We start from the raw sequence: 19,026 nt of genomic DNA on the forward strand, positions 1-19,026 counted from the left end.
CGCCGCCGGCACCACCTGTGCCAGCTCCCGGTGCACGATGTCGCTGTGCGCGCCGGCCGGGGGCCCGCCGCGGCGCACCACCGCGGACGCGTCGACGTTCACACAGCCCGACGCCGGCAGCGCGCCCCGCAGCACGTCGGCGAGCGCGACCTCCTCGGTGCCGTCCACCGCCTGCACCCCGTCGTGCCCCAACGCTCCCCACTTCGGCCCCAGGAAGCGGCCGACGTCGAGTCCCTCAGCGAGCCCGGTGACGCATCCGGCCACCGACCGAGCGTCCCCGGCCATCCGTGACGCCAGCGGATAGAACGTGGCCAGCGCCGAGTCGAAGCGCGACCAGCGGCACACCAGGGTTGGCCGTACGTCACGGCTCATCCGTACATGAGGTACTCCTCGCGCATCCGCCGGAAAGCCGCCAGCTCGTCCTGCCAGGCGGCCACCACCTCGTCGGCCGTCGCGTCCGCGTCGATCATCATGCGCACCCGCGTGGAGCCGGTGAGCTTGTCGATCCAGTCGTCGGAGCGCCATGCGAAGCCGCTCCAGACCTTCCTGGCGGTCACGAGGAGCGCGATCCCGGTGCGCACGGGGTCGTACGCCGCCCGGTCGTGCACATGGATCTGCACGCCCCCCACGGTCTTCCCCTGGAACTTGGAGAAGGCGGGCGCGAAGTACGCCTCCCTGAAGTGCACCCCCGGCAGGCCCAGCCGCTCCGCCTCGGCTGCCCACCGGCCGTCGATCCCCTCCGCGCCGAGCAGTTCGAAGGGGCGGGTGGTGCCGCGCCCCTCGGAGAGGTTCGTGCCCTCGAAGAGGCATGTGCCCGAGTAGACGAGCGCGGTGTCGGGCGTCGGCATGTTCGGGCTCGGCGGCACCCAGGGCAGCCCGGAGGCGTCGTAGAAGTCCGTGCGCCGCCAGCCTGTCATCACAACGGTCTCCAGCGGCACCGGCGTGCTCAGGAACTCGCCGTTGAACAGCCGTGCCAGCTCCGCCACCGTCATGCCGTGCGCCTGGGAGACGGGCTGGCGTCCCACGAAGGTCGCGAACTCCTTGTGCAGCACCGGGCCCAGGGCGCACCGGCCGGTCACGGGGTTCGGCCGGTCCAGGACCATGAACCGCTTTCCCGCGAGCTGTGCCGCCTCCATGCAGTCGTACAGGGTCCAGATGTAGGTGTAGAAGCGGGCGCCCACGTCCTGGATGTCGAAGACGACGGTGTCCACACCGGACGCCGTGAAGACGTCCGCGAGGCCCCGGCCGCTCTTCAGGTACGTGTCGTAGACGGGCAGTCCGGTCGCCGGGTCGTCGTAGCGCCCCTCGGAACCGCCGGCCTGAGCGGTGCCGCGGAAGCCGTGCTCGGGTCCGAAGACGGCGACCAGGTCCACCCGCGCGTCGGCGTGCATGACGTCGACGATGTGCCGCAGGTCCCGGGTCACCCCGGTGGAGTTGGTGACGATGCCGACCCGCCGGCCCTCCAGCGGCGCGTAGCCGTCCGCCGCCAGGCGTTCGAAGCCGGTGCGCAGCCGTCCGCCGCGGCCCCGGGTGGACGCGGCGGGCGCGGGGAGCGGCACGGCCGCCGCGGTCGTGGCGAGCAGCCCTCGTCTGGACAGCCTCATGCGGTGACCTCCGTGATCGACGCAACTGTCATGGCGCAACTGTCATGGCCATGAACGCTAGTCAGGAACACCGGCTCTGAACACCGGCGCGCGCACCGCAGCGGTACAACACCCCCGGCCACCCCTTCCCCGAGGACATACCGACTGGTTAGTCTGGCGCTCGCAGCAGAGCCGACTGCAGTGGAGCGACTGCAGCAGAGCCGATTCGCTTCGCGTCGAAGGAGACCGATGGTGGAAGCCGTGCAGGATGCGGGAGTGGTCGTCACCGGGGCGGGAGGTGGTATCGGAGCCGCCCTGGCCCGCCGTTTCGCCGCCGAGGGGGCCCGGGTCGTCGTCAACGACCTGGACGCGGGCAAGGCGAAGGCCGTGGCCGACGAGATCGGCGGCATCGCGCTCCCGGGCGACGCCTCCGCCATCGTGACCGAGGCGCGGGACGCCCTCGGCGGCACGGTCGACGTCTACTGTGCCAACGCGGGCCTCGGCTCCGGGGGCACCGAGGCCGCCGACGAGGAGGTGTGGGCGGCGGCCTGGGACGTGAACGTCATGGCGCACGTCCGCGCGGCCCGCGCCCTCCTGCCGGGCTGGCTGGAGCGCGGCGCGGGCCGGTTCGTCTCCACGGTCTCGGCGGCCGGACTGCTCACCATGATCGGCGCCGCCCCGTACAGCGTCACCAAGCACGGGGCGTACGCCTTCGCCGAGTGGCTCTCGCTGACATACCGTCACCGCGGGGTCAAGGTCCACGCGATCTGCCCCCAGGGTGTGCGCACCGACATGCTGACCGCCTCCGGCAGCGCCGGCGACCTGGTGCTCGCGCCGACCGCCATCGAGCCCGGGGACGTGGCGGACGCGCTCTTCAAGGGCATCGAGGAGGACCGGTTCCTGATCCTCCCGCACCCCGAGGTCGCCGCGTACTACCAGGCGCGCGCCAGTGCGCCGGATCGCTGGCTGACCAGCATGAACCACATCCAGCGGAAGTGGGAGGCCACCCAGTGAGCGCGTCCCGCTACGCCGCACGGCCCTGGCTCGCCCTGCTGAACGACGCCCAGCGCGCCCCGGTCAGCCCCCCGGACTCCCTGGTGCACGCCCTGCGCGCGGCCCCTGCGGACCGCACCGCCCTCACCTACTTCGACGGCCGGATCACCTACGCCGCGCTGGACGCCCTGACCGACTCCGTCGCCGGGCACCTCGCCGCCCGCGGCCTGGAGCGCGGCGACCGGGTCGCGATCCTGCTGCAGAACTCCCCGCAGTTCGTGCTCGCCCTGCTCGGCGCCTGGAAGGCCGGCGCGAGCGTCGTCCCCGTCAACCCGATGTACAAGGCGGGCGAGGTCACCCATGTGCTCCGGGACGCGGAGGTGAGCGCCCTGGTGTGCTCCGACCGCGCCTGGGAGGCGTATCTGCGCGAGACGGCCGCCGACTCCCCCGTCCGTATCGTGCTGACCACCTGCGAACGGGATCTGCAGACCCGTGACGACCCCCGTGTGCTGGACTTCGAACGCCTTCCGCAGGCCCCCGACGCGGACGACCTCGTGACCGTCGCCCGGCAGGGCGGCAAGGCCCCCGAGGGCCGTGAGCCCGGTCCGTCCGACATCGCTCTGATCAGCTACACCTCGGGCACCAGCGGCACCCCCAAGGGCGCCACCAACACGCACGGCAACATCATGTACAACGCCGAGCGGCAGCGGACGGGGCTCGGTCTGCCGGACGTGCCCGTCTACTTCGCGCTGGCACCCCTGTTCCACATCACCGGCATGGTCGTCGAACTGGCGGCCTGCCTGAACAGCGCGGGCACGCTCGTGCTCGCCTACCGCTTCGAGGCGGGCGTCGTGCTCGACGCGCTGGCCGAGCACCGGCCCCACTACACCGTGGGCCCGTCGACCGCCTTCATGGCGCTCGCCGCCCACCCCTCCGTCACCCCCGGCCACTTCACCTCCTTCCACGTCATCTCCTCCGGCGGCGCCCCGTTGCCGCCGGCCCTGGTGGAGAAGTTCCGGGCCGGCTTCGGGCCGTACATCCGCAACGGCTACGGCCTCACCGAGTGCACCGCCCCCTGCGCCTCCGTGCCACCCGGCCACGAGGCCCCCGTGGACCCGGCCTCCGGGACCCTGGCCGTGGGCCTGCCCGGACCGGACACGGTCGTCCGCATCGTCGACGAGCGGGGCCAGGAGGTACCGTTCGGCGAGCAGGGCGAGATCGTCGTACGGGGCCCGCAGGTGGTGCCCGGCTACTGGCGGCGCCCGGAGGCCACCGCCGAGACGTTCCCCGACGGCGAACTGCGCACCGGTGACATAGGGTTCATGGATCCACAGGGCTGGCTCTACGTCGTCGACCGGAAGAAGGACATGATCAACGCGTCCGGCTTCAAGGTGTGGCCGCGCGAGGTCGAGGACGTCCTCTACACCCATCCGGCGGTGCGCGAGGCGGCCGTCGTGGGAGTGCCGGACGGGTACCGCGGGGAGACCGTCAAGGCCTACATCAGCCTGCGGCCGGGCACCGAAGCCGACCCGGATGCGCTCGCCGCGTACTGCAGGGAGAGACTGGCCGCCTACAAATACCCGCGGCAGGTGGAGATACTGCCCGACCTGCCGAAGACGGCGAGTGGGAAGATCCTCCGTCGGGAACTGCGTTCCCAGGCGCGGACGAGCCGGTAGACATCATGGAAAGGCAGGTGGCGGCAGTGCCCAGAACGACGGACGGGAACGGTACGCCTGTTCCGCAGCGGCTGCTGGCCGCCGCCACCCGGCTCTTTGCGGAGAAGGGCTACGACCGTACGTCCGTGCAGGAGATCGTCGAGGCCGCCGGCGTCACCAAGGGGGCGCTGTACCACTACTTCGGCTCCAAGGACGATCTGCTGCACGAGGTGTACGCGCGTGTGCTGCGCGTCCAGCAGGAGCGCCTCGATGCCTTCGCGGGCGCCGACGAGCCGGTGGAGAAGCGACTGCGGGCCGCCGCCGCCGACGTCGTCGTCACCACGATCGAGAACCTCGACGACGCGATGATCTTCTTCCGGTCCATGCACCACCTCAGCCCCGAGAAGAACAAGCAGGTGCGCGCGGAGCGGCGCCGCTACCACGAGCGGTTCCGCGCCCTGATCGAGGAGGGCCAGAAGGCCGGCGTGTTCTCCACGGCGACGCCCGCCGACCTGGTCGTCGACTACCACTTCGGCTCCGTGCACCACCTGTCGACCTGGTACCGCCCGGGGGGGCCGCTCAGCCCCCAGGAGGTCGCCGACCACCTCGCGGACCTGCTGCTGCGGGCGCTGCGGCCGTAGGGCGGATCACTCCTTCGGCGCGCTCCGGCGCGCGCGGCCCCCGCCGGTCGACGATGCTGGCCCGATGAGGCTTGTCGTCGATCTCAACCGATGCCAGGGATACGCGCAGTGCGCGTTTCTCGCGCCGGACGTCTTCGCGCTGTACGGCGAGGAGTCGCTCGTCTACGACCCGCACCCGGGGGAGGAGCCGCGGGAGAGGCTGGCCCGCGCGGTCGCGGCCTGCCCGGTGCAGGCGATCACGGCCGAAGGGCTGGACGATCCCGGTGACCCGTCCGCCGGGGCAGGACGGGGGACGTCCCGTGGCGGCTGACGCGTTCCTGGAACGGCTCAGACGCGAGGGCCGGATCGTGATCGTGGGTGCCTCGCTGGCGGGTCTGCGGGCCGCCGAGACGCTGCGGGCCGAGGGCTTCGCCGGTTCGCTCACCATGATCGGCGACGAGCCGTACGAACCGTACGACCGGCCGCCGTTGTCCAAGGCGGTCCTGCTGGGCAGGGCGTCCCCGTTCCACACCGAGCTGCCCCGGCGCCGGGAGATCGACGCGACGTGGCGCCTCGGTGTCGCGGCGACCGGTCTCGACATGGCCGCCCGCCGGGTGCGGCTGGCCGACGGGGACGAGGTGGAGTACGACCGGCTGCTGATCGCGACCGGGGTCCACGCCAGGCCGTGGCCGAAGGAGACCGAGGCCCGGCTGGACGGGGTCTTCGTGCTGCGGACCCGCGACGACGCGGCCGGTCTGCACCGACGGCTGAAGGCCGGACCGCACCGCGTCTTCGTCATCGGCGCCGGCTTCACCGGTTCGGAGATCGCCTCCGCCTGCCGGGACCAGGGCATCGAGGTCACCGTCGCGGAACGCGCGGACGCGCCCCTGGCCGGTGCCCTCGGCGGGGCGGTCGGTGCGGTGGCCGCGGAACTGCAGCGCGAGCACGGTGTGGACCTGCGCACCGGGATCATGGTCACCGCCCTGGAGGGCGACACGGCGGGCCGGGTGCGCGCCGCCCATCTGTCCGACGGCGCCGCCGTCGAGACGGACGTCGTGGTCGTCGCGCTGGGCGCGCTGCGCAACACCGCATGGCTGGCCGGGTCCGGGCTCGGCGCGGGCCCCCGGGGCATCGCCTGCGACGCGGGCTGCCGGGCCTTCGACGTCCGCGGCATCGTCACGGACGACATCTATGTCGCCGGTGATGTCGCGCGGTCCCCGCACCCGCTGTTCGGCTACCAGTTCCTGTCCCTCGAACACTGGGGCAACGCCGTCGCCCAGGCCGAGGTCGCCGCGCACAACATGATCAGCCCCGGTGCCGAGCGGCGCCCGCACATGTGGGTGCCCGCCTTCTGGTCGGCGCAGTTCGGGGTGAACATCAAGTCGGTCGGCGTCCCGGCCCTGGGCGAGCAGATCATGATCGCGCAGGGGTCGCTCGCCGAGCGCCGGTTCGTCGGCGTGTACGGGTACCAGGACCGTGTCATCGCCGCCGTGAGCTTCGACGGCACACGATGGCTGCAGTTCTACCAGCGGCTGATCGAGACCGGCGCACCCTTCCCCCTGGACTTCCCCACCGTGGACCGCCGGCCCGAGGGGCACCGGCCGGTCCCTGCCGACTTCCCGGACCCGGCCCTGCCGACGCACGGCCCGACGGTGACACTCAGCGGTTACTCACCGGCGGACCAGCGGCTGGTCTTCACCCCGGGCCGCCCCTGACCGTCGGCGACCCCGCACCACGCCCCCACCCCCGACGGACCCTCACGCCCCGAGGACCCCCATGACGCACACCTCGCTCCTGCGCCGGATCACCGACTACGCGAACCGCGCCGACCCGTACCCCCTCTACGAGGAACTCCGCAGGACCCCGGTGCTGCACGAGGAGGAGGGCGGTCCCTACCTCGTCGGCTCCTACTGGGACATCCGCGGCCTGCTGCACGATCCGCGGATCAGCTCCGACGCCGCCAACCTCGCCGCCGCGGGCGCCGACGAACCGGGCGGGCCGGAGGAGACCGGGCTGCCGCCGAGCTTCATCCGGCTGGACCCTCCGGAGCACGACCGGCTGCGGCGCATGGCCAACCGCCCCTTCGGCCCGCCGCACAGCCCCCGCCGGATCGATGCCATGAGCGGCGAACTCCGCGAGATCGTCTCCGGCCTGATCGACGGACTGCGGGACGCACGGCAGGTCGACCTGGTCGACCGGTTCGCGTACCCGTTCCCGGTGACCGTCATCTGCCGTCTGCTCGGGGTGCCACGCGAGGACGAGCCACGCTTCCGCTCCTGGATCGACCCGCTCGTCGCCAGCCTGGACCCGGAAACGGGCGGGGGCGAGGCCGACCGCCTGCGCTCCGTGCAGGAGACACGGATGCAGCTGGGCATGTACCTGGCCGGCCTGGTCGAGGAGCGCCGCAGGGAACCCGGCGCCGACATGCTGTCCGAGCTGGTGGCCGGTCACGGCCCCGACGGCCCCATGACGACGACGGAGGTGCTCAGCACCGCGGTGCTGCTGCTGATCGCGGGCCACGAGACCACGGTCAACCTGATCACCAACGGCATGCTCACGCTGCTGCGTCACCCGGAGGTCCTGCACCGGCTGCGCGACGAGCCGGGCCTGGCCGCCAACCTCGTGGAGGAACTGCTGCGCTACGAGCCGCCGGTGCAGCTCCTGCCGCAGCGCACCTGCATCGCGGACATCGAGGTGCGCGGGGTGACCATTCCGCGGGGGTCGAGGATCTGGCTCGTCCTGGCCGCGGGCAACAGGGACCCGGAGCGCTTCGAGGACCCCGACCGGTTCGACCCGGACCGCAAGGACATCCAGCACCTCGGCTTCGGCAGTGGCATCCACAGCTGTTTCGGCGCGCCGCTGGCCCGGCTGGAGACACAGATCGCGCTGTCCGAACTGGCCCGCCGGCTCGACGACCCCCGTCTGGTCGAGGACCCGCCGCCCTACCGGCGCAACGCGGTCCTGCGCGGCCCACGCCATCTGAACATCGGCCTCGACGGGGTGCGCCCCTGAGGCGTGAGCGGGCGAGGAGGGCCGGTACGCGCGCCGGAAGACGCCCGTACCGGCCCCGCGCTCACAGGTACTTCCTCAGTTCCCGCCGCGCCAGCGACCGCTGGTGCACCTCGTCCGGGCCGTCCGCTATCTTCAGCGTCCGGGCCGCGGCCCAGAGTTCGGCCAGCGGGAAGTCCTGGCTGACACCGCCCGCGCCGTGCAGCTGGACGGCCTTGTCGATGATGTCGACGACCGTGCGGGGGGTGGCGATCTTGATGGCCTGGATCTCGGTGTGGGCGCCCTTGTTGCCGACCGTGTCCATCATCCACGCGGTCTTCAGGACCAGCAGCCGCAGCTGCTCGACGGCCACGCGCGCGTCGGCGATCCAGCCGTGGACGACGCCCTGCTGGGCCAGCGGCCTGCCGAACGCCGTACGCGAGACCGCCCGCCGGCACATCAGCTCGATCGCCCGCTCGGCCATGCCGATCAGCCGCATGCAGTGGTGGATGCGCCCGGGACCGAGACGGGCCTGGGCGATGGCGAAGCCGCCGCCCTCCTCGCCGATCAGGTTCGACACCGGCACACGCGCGTGGTCGAAGACGACCTCGGCGTGGCCGCCGTGGTAGTGGTCCTCGTAGCCGTACACCTGCATGGCGCGGGCGACCTCGACGCCGGGGGTGTCGCGCGGGACCAGCACCATGGACTGCTGGCGGTGGACGTCGGGACCGTCCGGGTCGGTCTTGCCCATCACGATGAAGATCTTGCAGTCCGGGTTCATCGCCCCGGAGGCGTACCACTTGCGGCCGGTGACGACGTACTCGTCGCCGTCCCGCTCGATGCGCGTGGCGATGTTGGTGGCGTCCGAGGAAGCCACCTCGGGTTCGGTCATCGCGAACGCCGAGCGGATCTCGCCCGCCAGCAGCGGCTCCAGCCACTGCTTCTTCTGCCGCTCGTCGCCGAACTGCGCGAGCACCTCCATGTTGCCCGTGTCCGGTGCCGCGCAGTTCAGCGCGGTCGGCGCGAGCTGCGGCGAGCGGCCGGTGATCTCGGCGAGCGGGGCGTACTGGAGGTTGGTGAGTCCGGCGCCGTACTCGGCGTCCGGCAGGAAGAGGTTCCACAGGCCCTGCCGGCGGGCCTCGGCCTTCAGCTCCTCGACGATCGCGGGCGTGTCCCACGGCGAGGCGAGGCGCGCACGCTGTTCGTGGGCGACCGACTCGGCCGGGTAGACGTACTCGTCCATGAAGGCGAGCAGCTTGGCGCGCAGTTCCTCGGTGCGCGCGTCGAACGCGAAATGCATGGCGGTCAGCCTTCCTGAAGGGTGGTCAGGCCGTGCTCGACGAACAGGGGCACCAGCTCGCCGATGCGGTCGAAGCCCGTGCCGACCGTCTGGCCGAGCGTGTAGCGGTAGTGGATGCCCTCGAGGATCACGGCGAGCTTGAACCAGGCGAACGCCGTGTACCAGGAGACGGCGGCGACGTCGCGCCCGGAACGCGCGGCGTACCGCTCGACCAGTTCGGCCGGGTCCGGGTGCCCGGCGGCCGAGGCGGTCGTGGAGATGGGGGAGTTCGGCAGGTGGAGCGGCACGCTGTACATCACCAGCAGACCCACGTCGGTGAGCGGGTCGCCGAGCGTGGACATCTCCCAGTCCAGGACGGCGGCGATGCGGTCGTCCTCGCCGAGCAGCACGTTGTCCAGGCGGTAGTCGCCGTGGATCACGGTGGCCGCGGGCGAGGTGGGCAGTTCCCGGCCGAGAGCCGAGTGCAGCTCGTCGATGCCGGGCAGCTCGCGGTTGCGGGAGGCGTCCAGCTGCTTGCCCCAGCGGCGCAGCTGACGGTCCAGGAAGCCCTCCGGACGGCCGAAGTCCTCCAGACCGACCGAGCCGGGGTCCACCGCGTGCAGCTCGACCAGCGTGTCGACCAGGCCGAGGACCGCGTCCCGTGTGCGCTGCGGGCCGAGCGGGGCCAGCTGCTCGGCGGTGCGGTAGGGGGTGCCCTCGACGAAGTCCATGACGTAGAAGGGCGCGCCCAGGGCCGACTCGTCCTCGCACAGGAGCACCGGGCGCGGCACCGGGACGGCCGTTGGGTACAGTGCGCTGATCACCCGGTGCTCGCGCTTCATGTCGTGCGCGGTGGCCAGCACATGCCCGAGCGGCGGACGCCGGACGACCCACTGGGTGGTGCCGTCCGACACGGCGTACGTGAGGTTCGACCGACCGCCCTCGATCAGCCGGCCGGTGAGGGGGCCGGTCACCAGGCCGGGCCGCTCGGTGTCGAGCAGGCCGCGCAACCGGTCGAGATCGAGACCTGGCGGGTGATCTGGGCTCATCATGGCTCCTGCATGCGTGGAAACGTGACGGGCACCATGATGCCGACCGGTCGGTATGTCGTCCAGTGGGTGGAGCGAACGTGATCGGCGCCACGGTGTCCCCGTGGCGCCGACCGGACCGGCGTCAGTGATCGTCCCAGTGGCCCTCGTGCTCGGCGTGCCGGTGCCCGTCGTGCAGATAGTCGACGTGGTCCCCGTGCCGGACCCGCCGGTGGCCGCAGCCCTCGCCGTGCCGGTGGTCGTGGCCCTCGTGCGTGATGTGTCCGCTGGGCTCGCACTCGTCCCAGTGGCCGCCGTGTTCGCGGTGCAGATGCCCGTCGTGCGCGTAGTCGACGTGGTCCCCGTGCGGCACCGCGTCGTGCCCGCAGGCCGGCCCGTGGTCGTGCTCGTGCGCGGTGTGTTCCCGGTGGAGGGTGCTCATGGCGCTCACCTTCGGAGATGTGGTGCGGTGGTGGCCCAGGCTAACGGGACGAAATGGTGCCTTTCCGGCTTCTCGGGTGTGTGTGCCGTCCGTGTACGCCGAGTGCGCCCGGCGACCCGGCGCCCGTCAGCCCGTGACGCGGCGGTGGTGCGCTCTCAGCCGCTCGTACGCCGCGAGTCCGTCCGGCACCCAGGTCCAGTCGGACAGACGGCGTTCCACCTCGTCCTCGGGCAGGAAACCGTGCCAGGCGACCTCCTCGGCCTGGGGGCTGACGGGCAGCTCGCAGCGGACCCGGTAGACGGAGGACCACCAGGTCCGGCCCGCCCCGTCGTCGTACAGGAACTTGAAGAGCGGCTCGGGCCGGGGCAGCCCGCTGACGCCGAGTTCCTCCTCGGCCTCCCGCAGGGCGGCGTCGTCGTACGTCTCGCCCGCCCCGACGACCCCGCCGACGAACATGTCGTACAGGGAGGGGAAGACCATTTTGGTGGGCGTGCGGCGGTGGACGAAGATCCGGCCTTCGGCGTCCCGCGCCTGGATGAACACACACCGGTGGCGCAATCCGCGCGCGTAGGCCTCGCCGCGCGGCGACTGCCCGATGACCCTGTCGTTCTCGTCCACGATGTCGAGGAGTTCGTCAGCGGCGCTCATGCGCCCATCCAACCAGCCCCGCCCCAAGACCGCGGGCGGCGGTGCCGGTCAGCCCGGCTGGAGATCCTTCTGCCGTTGCGGGGCCCCCGTGCCCCGCGGCATGGCGGGATGCATCCCCAGCAGCACGATGCCGGCGACGATCGCCGCAAGGCCGGCCGCCTGCCAGGCCAGCGCACCCGCGTCGGTGCGCAGCCGGTCGCCGAGGAAGCCCACCCCGCACAGGATCCCGGCCAGCGGCTGGGCCGCGGTCAGGGCCGGCAGGGACATCCGCAGCGGCGCCGTCTCGAACGCGCTCTGCACCAGGATCAGTCCCGCCACCCCGAGCACCACTACGCCGTACGGCTGCCAGGCGGTGATGAGCTCCGCCCAGCCGCCCTGGGCGAACCGCTGCCCGCTGACCCGGGTGAGCGCGTCCTGCACGCCGTACAGGAGCCCCGCCGCCAGACCCAGCAGCACCGGCCCGATGATCAGTCGGGACTTCTTCGCACACGCCGTCAGCAGCAGCGCGAGGCCGACCACCACACCGATGATCAGCCAGTGCCGCAGGGGGTTCGTGATGGCGTTGCCGCCCTCGGGCTGGCCCGCGAGCAGGAACGCGGTGACGCCGCCGGCGAGCAGCGCGAGCCCAGCCCAGCCCTGACGGCCCAGGGGCTGCCTGGTCTGCCAGCGGGACAGTGCCAGGGCGAACAGCAGGTTCGTGGCGACCAGCGGCTCGACCACGGAGATCTCGCCGTTGGCCAGCGCGCCCGCGCTGAGGACCATGCCCGCGACCATCAGACCGATGCCGGCGAGCCAGCGGGGCATCCTCATCAGGTCCAGCAGCAGCCTGGGGGAGAGGAAGTCGCTCAGCGGCGCCTGCTGGGCGGCGTTCTGCTGCAGCACGAACCCGGTGCCCAGACAGACGGCCGCGCTCACGGCGAGGGCCAGAACCAGTACCGACACGCTGCGTACCTCAATGATTCAGCGGGGCCACGGGATGCGTATCACGCCGACTGTAGCGCTCCGCACGGTGACCCGCCCGTGGTCGCCGCCTAGCGGCAGGCTCCCGGCTGCCCGGGTGACACCCCGGGCCGTTCGTGCCGGGTGGCCGCGCAGCCGCCCCGGAACGGGGGCGGACGTGGCGACCGCTGCCACGAGTACCCGGAAACAGCCGGTTGACGCGGTCACTCTTCCTGCCGAAGGATCTGACCCGTCAGTAACAACATGGACGGGGTACCGACTGCCGGTCACGGCGAGAGGACGGGCGCATGGCCTACGACGCTGATGTCATCGTGATCGGGGCGGGCCTCGCCGGACTGACGGCGGTCGCGGAGCTGGTGGACGCCGGCCGGAAGGTGATCCTCCTCGACCAGGAGCCGGAGCAGTCGATGGGAGGCCAGGCGTTCTGGTCCTTCGGCGGCCTCTTCTTCGTGGATTCTCCCGAACAGCGCCGGCTGCGGATCCGGGACAGCCATGCGCTCGCCCTCCAGGACTGGATGGGCACGGCCGCGTTCGACCGCCCCGAGGACCACTGGCCGCGCAGGTGGGCCAAGGCGTACGTCGACTTCGCGGCCGGTGAGAAGCGCGCCTGGCTGCACGGTCAGGGCGTGCGCTTCTTCCCGGTGGTCGGCTGGGCCGAGCGCGGCGGCTACGGCGCCACCGGGCACGGCAACTCCGTCCCCCGCTTCCACATCACCTGGGGGACCGGTCCCGGTCTGATCGAGCCGTTCGTGCGGCGGGTGCGGGCGGGGGCCGCCCGCGGCCTCGTCGAGCTGAGGTTCCGCCACCGCGTCACGGGGCTGTCTCGCAGCGCGGGCGCCGTCGACACGGTCACCGGCGAGATCCTTGAGCCCTCGGACGCGGAGCGGGGCAGGGCCAGCAGCCGCACGGTCACCGGCGCCTTCGAGCTCAGGGCCCAGGCGGTGATCGTCACCACGGGCGGCATCGGCGGCAACCACGACCTGGTCCGTGCGAACTGGCCCGAGCGCCTCGGCAGCCCACCGGAGCGGATGGTCTCCGGGGTGCCCGCACACGTCGACGGCGAGATGCTGGGCATCACCGAGGAGGCGGGCGCCCGGCTGATCAACCGCGACCGTATGTGGCACTACACCGAGGGCCTGCGCAACTGGAACCCCGTCTGGGACAACCACGGCATCCGTGTCCTGCCCGGGCCCTCCTCGCTCTGGCTCGACGCCCGCGGCCGGCGGCTGCCGGTGCCGCTGTTCCCCGGCTTCGACACCCTCGGCACCCTGGAGCACATCATGCGGACCGGGTACGACCACACGTGGTTCGTGCTCGACCGGAAGATCATCGGCAAGGAGTTCGCGCTCTCGGGCTCCGAGCAGAACCCCGACCTCACCGGGAAGTCGGTCAGGGACGTGATCGGGCGGGCCCGCGCGGACGTGCCCGGTCCGGTCAAGGCGTTCATGGACCACGGCGTCGACTTCGTCGTCGAGAAGGACCTGGGGGCCCTGGTGCGCGGCATGAACGCGCTCACCAAGGAGCCGCTCATCGACGAGGCCGCACTGCGCCGCGAGATCGTCGCGCGCGACCGGGAGATCCTCAATCCCTTCACCAAGGACCTCCAGGTGACGGCGATCCGCGGCGCCCGCAGGTTCCTCGGCGACCGGCTGATCCGCACGGCCGCCCCGCACCGCATCCTCGATCCCAAGGCGGGCCCGCTGATCGCCGTACGCCTCAGCATCCTCACCCGCAAGACGCTGGGCGGCCTGGAGACCGACCTCTCCTCGCGGGTGCTCAGCGAGGGCGGCGATCCGCTCCCAGGTGTCTACGCGGCCGGAGAGGCGGCGGGGTTCGGCGGCGGCGGGGTGCACGGCTACCGCTCCCTGGAGGGCACGTTCCTCGGTGGCTGCCTGTTCTCGGGGCGCACGGCGGGACGGGCGGCGGCGAAGGCGGTCGGCTAGGCGCCACTCGGCGGGCACCAGCGGTGCATCGAGCCGACGCGTGTTCAACGCCTCAGCGGCGATGGTCACTTGACACGTGTAGCCCAACGGGTCGGCCCTTGACGCGCGCCGTCGGCGGAGGGTTTGCTGTGCGTGACCGCTCCCTGACGAGCCGCGTTCTGTAAGGACTGTCCCGCGGTGCCACCCCCACCCCCAGCGGCGTTCGGCCGTGGCCGCAAGCGCGCGGCCCACGCCTTCGACGCCGCGCTCGACGACGCCGAACTCGTCGCCGCCCGCGCCTCGCTGGCCCGGGGACGATGGGCCATCGTCCGCGCCCTGCTCGCCGCGACCCGTGACGACTGGGACCGCCGTGGGCACCGCGTCACCGTTCTCGCCCAGGAGCCCACCGCCCTCGCCTGGGCGCGCGACTGGCAGCTCGCCGAACCCGAGTCGCCCTGCGCATCCGTCCTCGTCGCCCATGCCACCGTCCACCGCGCGCTGCGGGGCAAGGAGCGCGCGGACACGGCCCGTGAGGTGTGCCGGGCCGCGGCCGGGCTCGCCCCCCAGGACCCGACGCCCTGGCTCGGACTGCTGATCCTCGAACGGTCGCTCGGCACCGAGGAGGAGGTGGTCCACCTCTTCGACGAGGTCCGCGCCCGCTACCCGGACCATCATCACGCCCACCACCTGGTGGTCGCCCGGCTCGCCGAGCGCCGCGCCGACCTGGGGCAGGACCCGCTGCACGAGGTCTACGACTTCGCCGCCTGGGCCGCCGAGCGGGCTCCCGCGGACTCGCCGCTCGCCATCCTTCCAGTCGTCGCGCACGCCGAGCGCTACCGTGTGCTGGCCGCCGCGGGCAGCGAACCCGCCGACCCCGTCGCCTCCGGCCACTGGGTGGGGCGGCGGGCCCGTCAGGTGATGAAGACCGCGTTCGACTGGTGGCTGGAATGGGAGCGCGACGACCACCCGCGCCGCCACGTCGACCTCAACTTCCTCGCCCACGCCAAGTACTGCGAGGGCCGGGGCGCCGAGGCCGCCGCCCTGTTCCACCGCATCGGCCCGTACGCGACCCCGGCGCCGTGGTCGTACCCGGACCGCGATCCGTACCGGGCCTTCCACGCCGCGCGCGAGCACGCGCTGGGCATGATGTGACGGTCGCCGGCCGCGGAGATCCCCAGTCCCCCGCAAGAGACCCCGAAAGGACCATCGCGCGATGACGACCGGCAGTGCCAGCACGAGTGGACCGGCCGCCGACGGCGGCGGCACCATCAGCACCTTCAAGGGGCAGGAGCGCGCCCTGCGCGCCGGCCGGCTCGGCACGGCGGGACTGCTGCTGTCCGTGCTGGCCGCGACCGCCCCCCTCATGGTGGTCGCGGGTGTCATGCCCACCACATTCGGGGTGATGGGTGTCGTGGGACAGCCCCTGCTCTTCGTCGTCCTCGGCCTGGTGCTCGGCCTCTTCTCCTTCGGCTACGCGGAGATGAGCCGCCATGTCCACAACGCGGGCGCGTTCTACGCCTACATCTCCCGCGGCCTGGGCGGCACCTGCGGCGCGGCCGCCGCCGCGGTCGCCCTCGTCGCCTACAGCGCGCTGCAGTTCGCCATCTACGGCATCTTCGGCTTCGAGGTCTCCGGCCTGTTCGCCACCTACCTGGACGCCCAGGTCGCCTGGTGGATCCCGGCGCTGGCCGCCGTCCTCGCCGTCGGCGTGCTCGGCCGGCTGAAGATCGACGTCAACGCGCGTGTGCTGGGCGTGCTGCTGCTGATCGAGGTGGCCCTCGTCGTCCTCTTCGACATCGCGGCCGTCGCGAACCCGGCCGCGGAGGGCCTGTCGCTGCACGCCTTCGACCCCGGCACCCTCACCGGTGCCGGCGTCGGCACCGCGCTCTGCTTCTGCGTGGCGGCCTTCCTGGGCTTCGAACAGGCCCCCGTCTACGCCGAGGAGACCAGCCGCCCGCATCTGCTGGTGCCGCGGGTGATGTTCCTCGCGGTCGGCTTCGTGGCCGTCTTCTTCGCGATCACCTGCTGGGCGCTGACGGTCGCCGCCGGCCCCTCCGGGATCGTCCCGGCCGCCCGCGAACAGAGCGCGGGCCTGCTGTTCTGGCTGACGGAGTCCCTGCTCGGCCACACCTTCACCGATGTGCTGCACGTGCTGTTCGTCACCGGCATGTTCGCGGCGATGCTCAGCTTCCACAACGTCGTCGCCCGGTACGCGTTCGCCATGGGCCGCGAGGGCCTGCTGCCCGCCGCCTTCGGGCGCACGACCGGCGCCGGCGGGGCCCCCGGCACGGGCTCCCTGCTGCAGAGCGTGGTGTCCGCCGCGGTCGTGATCGCCTTCGCGGTCGCCGACGACAAGCCGGACGGCGACCCGACCGCGCCCGTGCTGCACCTGTTCACCTGGTTCGGCAGTGTCGGCGCGCTCGGCGTCACGGTGCTGATGGTGGCCGCCTCCGCCTCGGTGATCGTCTTCTTCGCCCGCCGCGGCTCCGCCCGTGCACAGGCATGGCGGCTCGCCACCTCCGCGGCGTCCGGTCTGGCGCTCCTCGTGATCGTCGGCTACACGGTCAAGGACTTCGACATCCTGGTCGGTACGGGCCCGGACTCAGCGCTCGGCCGGGTGCTCCCGGCGGTCATCGGGGCGGCCCTCGTGCTCGGTCTGGTCCAGGGGCTGGTGCTGCGCTCCCGCAGACCCGAGGCGCACGCCCGCATCGGCCTGGGCAACGAGGCGTTCCGGCTGGACAAGGCCGCCGAGCCGGAGGCGTAGGCCGGCGCGGCGGCGGCCCGGTGACCCCGGCGCGGCCCGCCGGGCACGGTTCCCGCCCCTCCCCGTGGCGCGGCGGGCGCACCACGCCTCCACCCGGTTCCCGGGCGGGGCGCACCACACCCTGCCCGGGAACCGGGTGAGAAGTGGTTACGGAATTCTGACGGGCACCCGTCGCCCCTGGCCCCGGAGGGGTGACAGGTGCTCGAATCGTGGGGTGAACGCTGAACGACCCGAAGAGCGGGATGCACCGGGCCCCGCGGACCGGGAGACGCCCGGCCCGGCGGTGGGCGGCACCCCGATCGGCCGCCGGGTGCTGCTGGGCACCCTCGGACTCGGCGCACTCGGCGTCGTGGCCGCGCCCACGCTCCAGCGCGGCCTGGAGTCCTTCCTGGGCAGCGTGTCCGGCAAGGACCCCACCGGGCTGACCGGTCTGCTGCCCAACGGCGGCGGCTTCCGCTACTACTCCGTGACGGCGTCCGTCCCGCACCGGGGCGAGGGGGACTACCGCCTCACCGTGGACGGCCTGGTCGACCACCCGGCCACGTACACCCTCGCCGACCTGCGAGCCCTGCCCCAGACCCGGCTCGTGCACGACGTGCAGTGCGTCACGGGCTGGCGGGTGGCGAAGACCCCGTTCCAGGGTGTACGGCTCGCGACGCTGCTGGACGCCGCGGGCGTCCGGCCCTCCGCCGGCGCCGTGCGCTTCACCTGCTTCGACGGGGCGTACACCGAGAGCCTCACCCTCGACCAGGCGCGCCGCGCCGACGTGCTGGTCGCGCTGACGATGCGGGACAAGCCGGTGAGCCACGACCACGGCGGCCCGGTGCGCCTCTATGTCGCCCCCATGTACTTCTACAAGTCCGCGAAGTGGCTCTCCGGCATCACCGTCACCCGGGACGTCCGCCCCGGCTACTGGGAGGAACGCGGCTACGACGTCGACGCGTGGGTCGGCCGGTCGAACGGGCGGGACGATGCCCCCACGAGTTGACGCCCCCCACCCCGTCTCCGCCCCGGCCCGGGTGCGGCGCTTCACCCGCGCCGAGCGCTGGGTCCACCGTGCGACGGCCGCGCTCATGGGCGTGTGCGTGGCCACCGCGGCCTGCCTCTACATCCCCGCCCTCGCGGAGCTGGTGGGGCGCCGCGAACTGGTGGTCCGCATCCACGAGTGGGCGGGGCTGCTGCTGCCCCTGCCGGTGCTGTCGGGCCTGGTCTCCCGAGCCTTCCGCGCGGATCTCGGGCATCTCAACCGCTGGGGGCCGCACGACCGGCTGTGGCTGCGTGCGGCCCTGCGCCGCGACCACCGCCGTGCGTCCCGGCCCGCCGGCAAGTTCAACGCGGGCCAGAAGACGTACGCGGCCTGGATCGCGGGCGCCACCCTGGTGATGCTCGGCACGGGGCTGCTGATGTGGTTCACCCGTCTCACGCCCCTGGTGTGGCGCACGTCCGCGACGTTCGTCCACGACTGGCTCGCCCTGACGATCGGCGTGGTCGTCGCCGGCCACATCGGCATGGCCCTCGGCGACCCGGAGGCACGGAGGGGGCTGCGGACCGGGCTGGTCAGCCGGTCGTGGGCGCAGCGGGAGCACCCGCTGTGGCGTCCTTAGGGCCTGTTCCGAGTTCCCCGCCTGCGCTCCGGCGTCCGGCACGCACGCCGCTGCGTCCGCGCTGTGCGCGGACGGCGGGGAACTCGGCACAGGCCCCGGTGGCCACGGCAGGGACAACGCGGGGCCGGTCCCTGCGCGTCGTGGCCGTCCGCGACGCCCCGGCCGGCGGCCCGCCCGGCCTCCGTCGGCGCTCCGGCGTCCGGGTCGTGCGGCGGATCCGGGTCCGGCTGTCCGCCGGGCTCGAACGCCCGCCGTCCCGGAGACCGTGCGCCGACGACGGGAACGTCGGCCCGGTGGGCAGGTGCCCGGAACGCCTGGGCGGACACGTGAGGGAGCACGCGGATCACGGCGGCGATCGGCGACCTGAGCGCCCCCGCGGCATCCTCGGCTCGCCGGGTGGGGTGCCCGCTGTGATCGGGTGCCTCTAGGGGGTGTTTCGAAAGTCCCGCACAGCACCCACGGCGCCCGGGACGCTCCCCCAGGCTCTTCGAGCAGGGGGCACCCCCACTCGCCGCACCGGGCGAAACCCCGAGTACGTCC

General features: G+C 72.7%; 17 protein-coding genes and 1 pseudogene. 11 read left to right on the forward strand and 7 right to left on the reverse strand.

The annotated features are described in order from the left end of the window. Positions 1–417 (reverse strand): annotated as a pseudogene (locus ACFSL4_RS09685) (serine-threonine protein kinase); the annotation flags it as partial. Further along, the gene (locus ACFSL4_RS09690) at positions 369–1,604 is read right to left on the reverse strand and encodes an exo-beta-N-acetylmuramidase NamZ family protein (protein WP_381080621.1); all 1,236 of its coding nucleotides are present in this window, start codon (positions 1,602–1,604) and stop codon (positions 369–371) included. The pseudogene ACFSL4_RS09685 and the gene ACFSL4_RS09690, both read right to left, overlap by 49 nt. Positions 1,605–1,832: 228 nt before the next feature. On the opposite strand from ACFSL4_RS09690, the gene ACFSL4_RS09695 reads away from it, so the two are divergent. From ACFSL4_RS09695 to ACFSL4_RS09720, 6 genes are all read left to right on the forward strand, one after another. Beyond that, a complete protein-coding gene (locus tag ACFSL4_RS09695; RefSeq protein ID WP_381080623.1) occupies positions 1,833–2,597 on the forward strand; it encodes an SDR family oxidoreductase in 765 nt (254 codons plus the stop codon). After that, positions 2,594–4,252, forward strand: a complete 1,659-nt coding sequence (locus tag ACFSL4_RS09700; RefSeq protein ID WP_381080625.1) for a class I adenylate-forming enzyme family protein — start codon at positions 2,594–2,596, stop codon at positions 4,250–4,252. Before ACFSL4_RS09695 ends, ACFSL4_RS09700 begins: the two co-directional genes overlap by 4 nt. 26 nt (positions 4,253–4,278) lie before the next feature. Then, the gene (locus tag ACFSL4_RS09705; protein ID WP_381080627.1) at positions 4,279–4,872 is read left to right on the forward strand and encodes a TetR/AcrR family transcriptional regulator; all 594 of its coding nucleotides are present in this window, start codon (positions 4,279–4,281) and stop codon (positions 4,870–4,872) included. Between the two features lie 64 nt (positions 4,873–4,936). Then, positions 4,937–5,182 carry a ferredoxin gene (locus tag ACFSL4_RS09710; protein ID WP_381080629.1) on the forward strand — a complete coding sequence of 82 codons (246 nt, stop codon included), beginning with the start codon at positions 4,937–4,939 and terminating at the stop codon, positions 5,180–5,182. Then, positions 5,172–6,566, forward strand: coding sequence for an NAD(P)/FAD-dependent oxidoreductase (locus ACFSL4_RS09715; protein WP_381080631.1), 1,395 nt, complete (start codon positions 5,172–5,174; stop codon positions 6,564–6,566). Before ACFSL4_RS09710 ends, ACFSL4_RS09715 begins: the two co-directional genes overlap by 11 nt. 61 nt (positions 6,567–6,627) lie before the next feature. Further along, positions 6,628–7,863: a cytochrome P450 gene (locus ACFSL4_RS09720; RefSeq protein ID WP_381080633.1), complete on the forward strand. Its 1,236-nt coding sequence runs from the start codon at positions 6,628–6,630 to the stop codon at positions 7,861–7,863. Positions 7,864–7,924: 61 nt separating this feature from the next. Here ACFSL4_RS09720 and ACFSL4_RS09725 read toward each other — a convergent pair whose 3' ends face one another. The 5 genes from ACFSL4_RS09725 to ACFSL4_RS09745 form a co-directional block, all read right to left on the reverse strand. Next, entirely contained in the window at positions 7,925–9,139 is a 1,215-nt protein-coding gene (locus ACFSL4_RS09725) for an acyl-CoA dehydrogenase family protein (protein ID WP_381080635.1), read from the reverse strand. Between the two features lie 5 nt (positions 9,140–9,144). Beyond that, the gene (locus tag ACFSL4_RS09730) at positions 9,145–10,167 is read right to left on the reverse strand and encodes a phosphotransferase family protein (protein ID WP_381080687.1); all 1,023 of its coding nucleotides are present in this window, start codon (positions 10,165–10,167) and stop codon (positions 9,145–9,147) included. A 124-nt stretch (positions 10,168–10,291) separates the two neighbouring features. After that, entirely contained in the window at positions 10,292–10,588 is a 297-nt protein-coding gene (locus tag ACFSL4_RS09735; RefSeq protein WP_381080637.1) for a hypothetical protein, read from the reverse strand. A gap of 126 nt (positions 10,589–10,714) precedes the next feature. After that, positions 10,715–11,236 carry an NUDIX hydrolase gene (locus ACFSL4_RS09740; protein ID WP_381080639.1) on the reverse strand — a complete coding sequence of 174 codons (522 nt, stop codon included), beginning with the start codon at positions 11,234–11,236 and terminating at the stop codon, positions 10,715–10,717. Between the two features lie 48 nt (positions 11,237–11,284). Next, positions 11,285–12,178, reverse strand: a complete 894-nt coding sequence (locus ACFSL4_RS09745; protein WP_381080641.1) for a DMT family transporter — start codon at positions 12,176–12,178, stop codon at positions 11,285–11,287. A gap of 305 nt (positions 12,179–12,483) precedes the next feature. Between ACFSL4_RS09745 and ACFSL4_RS09750 the strand changes: the two genes are divergently transcribed. The 5 genes from ACFSL4_RS09750 to ACFSL4_RS09770 all read left to right on the forward strand — a co-directional run bounded on the left by ACFSL4_RS09750 (position 12,484) and on the right by ACFSL4_RS09770 (position 18,486). Next, complete coding sequence (locus tag ACFSL4_RS09750; RefSeq protein WP_381080643.1) at positions 12,484–14,139, forward strand: FAD-binding dehydrogenase; 1,656 nt, start codon at positions 12,484–12,486, stop codon at positions 14,137–14,139. A 177-nt stretch (positions 14,140–14,316) separates the two neighbouring features. Then, positions 14,317–15,270: a hypothetical protein gene (locus ACFSL4_RS09755; protein WP_381080645.1), complete on the forward strand. Its 954-nt coding sequence runs from the start codon at positions 14,317–14,319 to the stop codon at positions 15,268–15,270. Between the two features lie 61 nt (positions 15,271–15,331). Beyond that, positions 15,332–16,882 carry an APC family permease gene (locus ACFSL4_RS09760; protein WP_381080647.1) on the forward strand — a complete coding sequence of 517 codons (1,551 nt, stop codon included), beginning with the start codon at positions 15,332–15,334 and terminating at the stop codon, positions 16,880–16,882. 214 nt (positions 16,883–17,096) lie between these two features. Next, a complete protein-coding gene (locus ACFSL4_RS09765) occupies positions 17,097–17,870 on the forward strand; it encodes a molybdopterin-dependent oxidoreductase (protein WP_381080649.1) in 774 nt (257 codons plus the stop codon). Next, the gene (locus ACFSL4_RS09770) at positions 17,854–18,486 is read left to right on the forward strand and encodes a cytochrome b/b6 domain-containing protein (protein WP_381080651.1); all 633 of its coding nucleotides are present in this window, start codon (positions 17,854–17,856) and stop codon (positions 18,484–18,486) included. Before ACFSL4_RS09765 ends, ACFSL4_RS09770 begins: the two co-directional genes overlap by 17 nt. Positions 18,487–19,026: the final 540 nt, after the last annotated feature.

Origin of the sequence: Streptomyces caeni (assembly GCF_042678285.1) — a bacterium.
Lineage (GTDB): Bacteria > Actinomycetota > Actinomycetes > Streptomycetales > Streptomycetaceae > Streptomyces > Streptomyces caeni.